The sequence below is a fragment of the Steroidobacter sp. genome, assembly GCF_016790065.1.
Lineage (GTDB): Bacteria > Pseudomonadota > Gammaproteobacteria > Steroidobacterales > Steroidobacteraceae > Steroidobacter.
Genome location: NZ_JAEUPY010000045.1, coordinates 1 through 6,706, shown reverse-complemented (window position 1 = coordinate 6,706; position 6,706 = coordinate 1). Strand labels below are relative to the sequence as shown.

Genomic DNA, 6,706 nt, shown 5'->3' with positions numbered 1-6,706 from the left:
TCCAAGCTGAAAGTGCAGGCGGCGATTCAGGACAAGCAGGTGCGGGTCACCGGCAAGAACCGCGACGATTTACAGGAAGTGATTCGGCTGTCGCGCGGCGCCAAGCTCGACATGCCGCTGCAGTTCAAGAATTTCCGGGATTAGGTTTATCCGGGTACGCGCGCCAGTCTTTGCCGACGATCAAGCGCGCACCACGGCCGAAGGTCATGTACGACCAGGCCCATTGCACGAGCACGGTCAAGCGAGCACGGAAGCCGCTGAGCCGATAGACGTGCACCAACAACCAGAACCACCACGCCGACACGCCGGTTAACTTCAGGCCGCGAAATTCGCTGATCGCGCGGCTGCGACCGATGGTCGCCATTTGCCCCAGATCCACATACTCGAACGGCGGACGCTGCGCCGGCGCAGCTCCACCCTTAACTTCTTTCTTGATCAGATTGGCGGCGTAAATGCCCTCTTGCATGGCGACCAGCGCCACGCCAGGCAGCGGCTTGCCATTCGCACCGGTGCGACTGGACATGTCGCCGAGCACGAAGACTTCCGGATGACCTTCGATGGTGAGATCGGGCGCAGTGATGACGCGCCCGGCAGGATCGACGGGCACATTCAACGTGCGACCGAGATCCGAAGCGCGCACACCTGCCGCCCACAGCACGGTCGCTGATGCGATCTTCTCGCTGCCAACAACGACACCTTCGGCAGTGACGTCGGTGACGCGTGCGCCAGTCCAAATCTGCACGCCCAACGATTCGAGATCGCGCATCGCGCGCGCGGCGAGTCGGTCGTCGAAGCTGGTAAGAATTCTGGGACCGGCCTCGACCAGGATGACTCGGGTCTGACGCGGATCGATGCTGCGAAAATCGCGAGCCAGCGTGTAGCGACTCATCTCGCCGATGGCACCCGCAAGTTCGACGCCCGTCGGACCGCCGCCGATCACGATGAATGTGAGTTGGCGCCGCCGTTCTTCGGGATGCGTCTCGCGCTCGGCAATCTCGAAGGCTTCCAACACCCGACGCCGAATCTCAGTGGCCTGCGGCAGCGTCTTGAGTCCGGGCGCGCACGCTTCCCACTCCTCGTGGCCGAAGTAGGCGTGCTGGGCACCACAGCCGAGCAGCAAGTAGTCGTAGGGAATCTCGCCGATGTCGCAGCTGACTTTACGATTCGCAGTGTCGACGTTGCGCGCAGTGGCCTTCAGAACCCGAATGTTGCGGAATTTAGCCAGCAGGCTGCGGATCGGTACTGCGATGTCCGCGGGACTGAGCGCCGCCATCGCCACTTGATACAACAACGGCTGAAACAGGTGATGATTTTCGCGATCCAGCACCGTGACCTGGATGCCGTCCACATTCCCCAGGCGCTTCGCGGCATTCATACCGGCGAATCCGGCACCGACGATGACAACCTGTTTGGCGGTCACTTAGGCCGAGGCCTCATCTATATCCAACGGTTTCTGGGGCTCGAGGTAGTTGTCCGCCCACTCGATGATGGGCGAAACGCGCGGCGACACCAGCTTGAGCGCGTCGGCTCGACTCACCCAACGAAATTCGTTGTGCTCGGCACGGCCCAGCGCTTCGATCACCGGTAGCGTGACCTCGACGGTTCGGGTCGTGGCTATGTAATAGCGCGCGACCTTGCCGCGACTGTACGGATTGGTTTGGGTGTAATCGTTGCCCCAGGCGAACTGGAGATCTTCGATCAGCGTCTCTTCACGCACTTCGCGAATCGCCGCGGCCAACGGCTCTTCGCCCGGCTCGACCATGCCTTTGGGAAAATCCCAATGGTTGTAGGCGCGCAATAATAGGTAAAGCCAGCCCTCGTGAGTCTCACGAATCACGACCACGCCAGCGGACAGTCTCGTGGGGCGAGGGGACATGCCCCGAAGTATATCGGATTGCGCGCTCCTGGCGGCGGCTTGGGCCCGAAGGCTACGCGAATCGAGTCGCGTAGCCGAGGGCATCCCGAGGGATAACGCGCGGGGGACCGAAACTAAATCAAGCGGCGGTTTGGTATTCCAGTACGCCGGCAACGGCGTGGATCACCGATGCGATACGGATCGAGCTCTGGATCTGCTCGCGGCTGATACCGCCTTCACGCAACTTCTTCTCGTGCGAAGTGATGCACATGCCGCAACCATTGACGGCCGACACCGCCAGCGACAGCAATTCGAAATCGAGCTTGTCGATACCCGGATTGCCGATGATGTTCATGCGCAGCCGGGCCGGCAGGGTCGAGTACTCGCCGTCTTCCACCAAGTGCAGAAAACGGTAATAGATGTTGTTCATGCCCATGATGGCTGCAGCGGCGCGCGCACCGTTCACGTACGCATCGTCCAGGTGCGGCTTGGCCCACGCCTCGATGGCTTGAGTGAGCTGCGGGTTACGGGCGGCAATCGCCGTCGACAAGGCGACAGCGGCAATCTGCTTTTCGTTCAGGCCAGGGGCGCCCTGCGGGGTGAGCACGCTGCCGATATTGAGCTTCAGATCGCGCGCGTAATCCGGCAGCTGATCGCGGATCGTTTCGAGAGACATGGCTGGAACCTCCGTTGGGTGGAGCACCGGCGCGGAATAATCCGCGCCGGCACGATTGGCTAAAAGAGCGATGCTGGAGGCTTAGGCAGCCTTCAGCGTGTCCTCGCCCTTCTTCCAGTTGCAGGGGCACAGCTCGTCGGTCTGCAGAGCATCGAGCACGCGCAACACTTCCGCCGGGCTACGGCCGACGCTCAGGTCGGTGACGTACGCAAAGCGGATCACGCCCTGCGGATCGACGATGTAAGTCGCACGCTGAGCAACGCCGGCTTCCGCGTCCAGGACGCCGAGGGCCGTGGTCAACTCGCGCTTGATGTCCGACAGCATCGGGAACGGCAGATCGCGCAGCTCTTCCTTGTCCTTGCGCCAGGCAAGGTGCACGAACTCCGAATCGGTGCTCACGCCGTAGAGCACGGCGTCACGGTCGTTGAACTCTTTGTTCAACTTGCCGAACGCGGCGATTTCGGTCGGGCACACGAAGGTAAAGTCCTTGGGCCAAAAGAACACGATCTGCCACTTGCCGCTGGCGCTGTTGGAATCGAACGGCTTGAACGCGCTGTTCAGATCGTTGGAAACCACGCCGGTCAGCGCAAACTGCGGAAATTTCTGTCCTACACCTAACATGTATTCATCCTCCATCAACAAAATTGAGCGCTGGCTTTCGGCTGGGCGCGTGATTGAAAAAACGTGCCTCGCGGCCCTCTCTTGGGGAGTGCTCTGAGGCGACGGATGCAATTATGGGGGTTGGGCTCGCAATCGCCAATCGATTGTTAAGGGGAGTTTGATAGACTATGCCTATGAGCCTATTGCGTGCCCCGTTCCGGATCCGACTCTAGCTGCCCCAGGTGACTCCTGCATGAACCTGCGCGATCTGCGGTATTTCGTGGCGCTGGCCGACACCAAGCACTTCGGCAAAGCCGCCGAACGCTCGTTCGTCAGCCAGCCGACCTTGTCGGCCCAGCTGAAAAAGCTGGAGAACTATCTGGGCGTGCAATTGATCGAGCGCCAGCCGCGCCGGGTCACGCTGACCGAGACCGGCGCCAAGATCCTGCCGCTGGCTCGCCGCATCCTGCAGGAGAGCGACGAGATCATTTCGCTGGCCCGCAACGAACATGACCCCTTATCCGGCAAACTCAAGCTCGGATTGATTCCGACCATCGGCCCGTACCTGTTGCCGCTGGTAGCGCGGCGGCTGCGTAAGCAATTACCCCAGCTCAAACTGATGCTGTACGAATATCAGACTCACCAGTTGCTGGAAAAACTACGGGACGGCGAGATCGAAGTCGCCATCCTGGCGCTGCCGGTGCCGATGGACGGCCTGGAAGCGCGCGAGCTGTACCATGAGGAATTCAACGTCGCGGTGCCCAACAATCATCCGCTGGCCAAGAAGACCCACATCAAGCTCGACGATCTGGCTGGCGAAAGCTTGCTGCTGCTGGAAGACGGCCACTGCCTGCGCGATCAGGCGCTGGATGTCTGCAGTCGCATCGACGTGAAAGAGAACGAGGACTATCGCGCCACCAGCCTGGAAACCTTGCGGCAAATGGTCGCGGCCGGCCTGGGCATAACGCTGTTGCCGGATCTGGCGACGCGCGGGCCGTTCGGTTCGGGTCAAGGGCTGGCGGTGAAGTCGTTCGCGCGGCCGGTGCCGACTCGTACGGTCGGTGCTATTTGGCGCAAGAGCAGCTCGCGGACCCAAGCGATCGATGCCATGTGCGAAGTCATCAAGACCAGCATGGCCGAATGATCATGAGAATGGATGAGCGCATGACTCGAGTACTGCGAAAGGCCCTGATCACAGCGATGGCACTGCTCGCCGCCGGTTGCGGCCAGTCGCAACGCGAACCGGTGACTGTGAACGATGCCTGGGCCAATGCCACGCCGGTGGGCGCTACCGTGGCCGGCGTGTACCTCGAAATCTCGGTCGGCCAGCCCGACACGTTGCTGGCGGCGAGCACCACGGTCGCCGATCACATCGAGATGCACACCAGCAGCGAAGAGAACGGCATGATGAAAATGCGCCCGCTGCCGACCGTGCAGCTCGTGCCGGCCCGGCCGTTCACCTTTGCGCCAGGCGGTGCGCACTTCATGTTGATGGATTTGCGCCAACCGCTGGCCGCCGGCATGAAGTTTCCGATGACGCTGGAGTTCGAGAAGGCCGGCGAGCGCACGGTGCAGGTCGAGGTCGTTGAACCCGGCAGCCGCTAACTGCGTTTAGCCCCACATGCCCAACGCGCCCACCCTACCCAGCCCCGCTGATCTCCACGAAGACCAGATCATCGCGCTGCTGCGTTCCGGTGCGCACGCCGCTTTGCTCAGTGCCTACTTCGGCGAAGTCGAGTATCGCGAGTTGGCACAGCTGGCGAAGATCGCCGCCACTCGCAGCGATCCTCGCGGCGAAGTGGTGTTCGTGCTGCCGGGAATCATGGGCTCGCGACTGGGCTCCACCCAGCGACGTACCACCTCTTTGCTATGGCTGCATCCAATGGCCATCGCCCAGGGCGGGCTGTCGCAACTGGCTCTGCCCGCGGGCAAGTCACTGCGCGCTCTCGGCGTCATGCTGCCCGGCTACTTGAAGCTGCGACTGTGCTTGGAGATCGGCGGCTTCCGACCGGTGTTTCATCCTTTCGACTGGCGGGCCGATCTGGAAACGCTGGCGCGCGCCTTGACGCGCTCCATCGAAAAATCCGGCGAACGCAAAGTGTCCATCGTCGCGCACAGCATGGGCGGCTTGGTCGCAAGGATCGCGCTGGCCCAGGATCGCGAACGTCGCATCCGGAAACTGGTGCAGTTGGGCGCACCGAATCGAGGATCATTCGCACCCGTGCAAGCATTGCGAGCCGCCTATCCGACGGTACGCAAGATTGCCGCGCTCGATTATCACAACACCGCCGAGGCGCTGGCCCGATCGGTGTTCCTCACCCTGCCCGGCCTATATCAAATGTTACCTTCGACGCCGGCCGAGCAGCCTAACCTGTTCGATCCCGCGCAATGGCCGCAGGATGAACTGGCGCCCGATGCGACACTGCTGAACCGTGCATACAAAGTTCGCAGCCGCATGCCGCCGCCGGATGAACGTTGCGCGGTCATCGTGGGCACTCATCAGGAGACCGTGACCTCACTGCGCTTGCGCGACGGCGGCTTCGAGTATTCAGTCCGCCTGGATGGCGACGGCACGGTGCCTTCGTCGAATGCGCTTTGGGATGGCGCTGACACCTGGTTCGTTCAGGAAAATCATGGCGCGCTCACCAACAACAGTGAAGTGTTGGCGGCCGTCACCGGAATCCTGAAGGAAGGACAAACATCGCGCTTGTCCAGTACACGACCGGCAGCGCCGAGTGAAGTCGTGCGCACCGTAACGGATGCGGAATTGCGAGCGGCAGCTACGCACAAAGTACATTGGGAACGTCTGTCGCTCGACAGCCGGCGGCGCATCCTGGATCCGATCATTACTTCGGAGTTCATTACTGCAGCTGCTGTGGCGCCCCACAGTTCTTAGGTATACGCTACTGGTCTGATCGAAAATCAACCACGCCGACAACGTTTCGGCGCGGTGTTGCGGATAGGGGGCTAAGTAGCGGTGGAACCTACCGATACTGCAAATCCTGATTACTATCATCGCGTCGTCGATTGCCAGTGGGCCTGCCCGGCCCATACCGACGTTCCCGAATACATTCGGTTGATCGCGCAGGGTCAGTTCACGGAAGCCTATCTGGTCAACCGTGAGTCCAACGTGTTCCCGGGAATTCTCGGCCGCGTTTGCGATCGTCCTTGCGAGCCCGCTTGCCGGCGTGGTCGCGTCGAAGCTGCACCGGACAACGAGCCCGTCGCCATTTGTCGCTTGAAGCGCGTCGCCGCCGATCATCGCGACGACGTGCGGTCGCGCTTACCTAAAGCACCCGCCCAGAAAAACGGCAAGCGCATCGCCTGCATCGGCGCCGGACCGGCATCGCTGACGGTGGCCAACGATCTGATGCCGCTGGGCTACCAAGTCACCATCTTCGAGAAGTGGGGCACGCCCGGCGGCCTGATGCGCACCAATATTCCTTCGTTCCGTCTGCCCGAACGCGTGCTGGCGGAAGAGATCGGCTACATCATCGATTTGGGGGTGGATCTGCGTCTGGGCTCACCGGTGACGAGCATGAAACAACTGCTCGCCACCGGTGAGTTCGACGCTG

The 6,706-nt window shown here is 61.6% G+C and carries 9 protein-coding genes; 5 read left to right on the top strand and 4 right to left on the bottom strand.

The genetic code is table 11. From position 1 onward, the window contains the following. On the top strand, window positions 1-144 hold a 144-nt coding region (locus tag JNL55_RS01695; RefSeq protein WP_322111006.1), incomplete at its 5' end, for a DUF520 family protein. Here the strand turns inward: JNL55_RS01695 and JNL55_RS01690 are convergent. The 4 genes from JNL55_RS01690 to JNL55_RS01675 form a co-directional block, all read right to left on the bottom strand. After that, the gene (locus tag JNL55_RS01690; RefSeq protein ID WP_293848538.1) at window positions 125-1,420 is read right to left on the bottom strand and encodes an NAD(P)/FAD-dependent oxidoreductase; all 1,296 of its coding nucleotides are present in this window, start codon (window positions 1,418-1,420) and stop codon (window positions 125-127) included. The genes JNL55_RS01695 and JNL55_RS01690 overlap by 20 nt on opposite strands. Then, window positions 1,421-1,876, bottom strand: a complete 456-nt coding sequence (locus JNL55_RS01685) for an NUDIX domain-containing protein (RefSeq protein ID WP_293848537.1) — start codon at window positions 1,874-1,876, stop codon at window positions 1,421-1,423. 118 nt (window positions 1,877-1,994) lie between these two features. Further along, window positions 1,995-2,531: a carboxymuconolactone decarboxylase family protein gene (locus JNL55_RS01680; protein ID WP_293848536.1), complete on the bottom strand. Its 537-nt coding sequence runs from the start codon at window positions 2,529-2,531 to the stop codon at window positions 1,995-1,997. A gap of 81 nt (window positions 2,532-2,612) precedes the next feature. Beyond that, window positions 2,613-3,152 (bottom strand): peroxiredoxin, encoded by a 540-nt coding sequence (locus JNL55_RS01675; RefSeq protein ID WP_293848535.1) that lies wholly within the window; start codon window positions 3,150-3,152, stop codon window positions 2,613-2,615. Between the two features lie 232 nt (window positions 3,153-3,384). Between JNL55_RS01675 and JNL55_RS01670 the strand changes: the two genes are divergently transcribed. The 4 genes from JNL55_RS01670 to JNL55_RS01655 all read left to right on the top strand — a co-directional run. Next, a complete protein-coding gene (locus JNL55_RS01670) occupies window positions 3,385-4,275 on the top strand; it encodes a LysR substrate-binding domain-containing protein (protein WP_293848534.1) in 891 nt (296 codons plus the stop codon). Between the two features lie 20 nt (window positions 4,276-4,295). Further along, entirely contained in the window at window positions 4,296-4,736 is a 441-nt protein-coding gene (locus tag JNL55_RS01665; RefSeq protein ID WP_293848533.1) for a copper chaperone PCu(A)C, read from the top strand. Window positions 4,737-4,752: 16 nt separating this feature from the next. Beyond that, window positions 4,753-6,027 carry a lipase family alpha/beta hydrolase gene (locus JNL55_RS01660; RefSeq protein WP_293848532.1) on the top strand — a complete coding sequence of 425 codons (1,275 nt, stop codon included), beginning with the start codon at window positions 4,753-4,755 and terminating at the stop codon, window positions 6,025-6,027. Window positions 6,028-6,108: 81 nt separating this feature from the next. Beyond that, on the top strand, window positions 6,109-6,706 hold a 598-nt coding region (locus tag JNL55_RS01655; RefSeq protein ID WP_293848531.1), incomplete at its 3' end, for an NAD(P)-binding protein.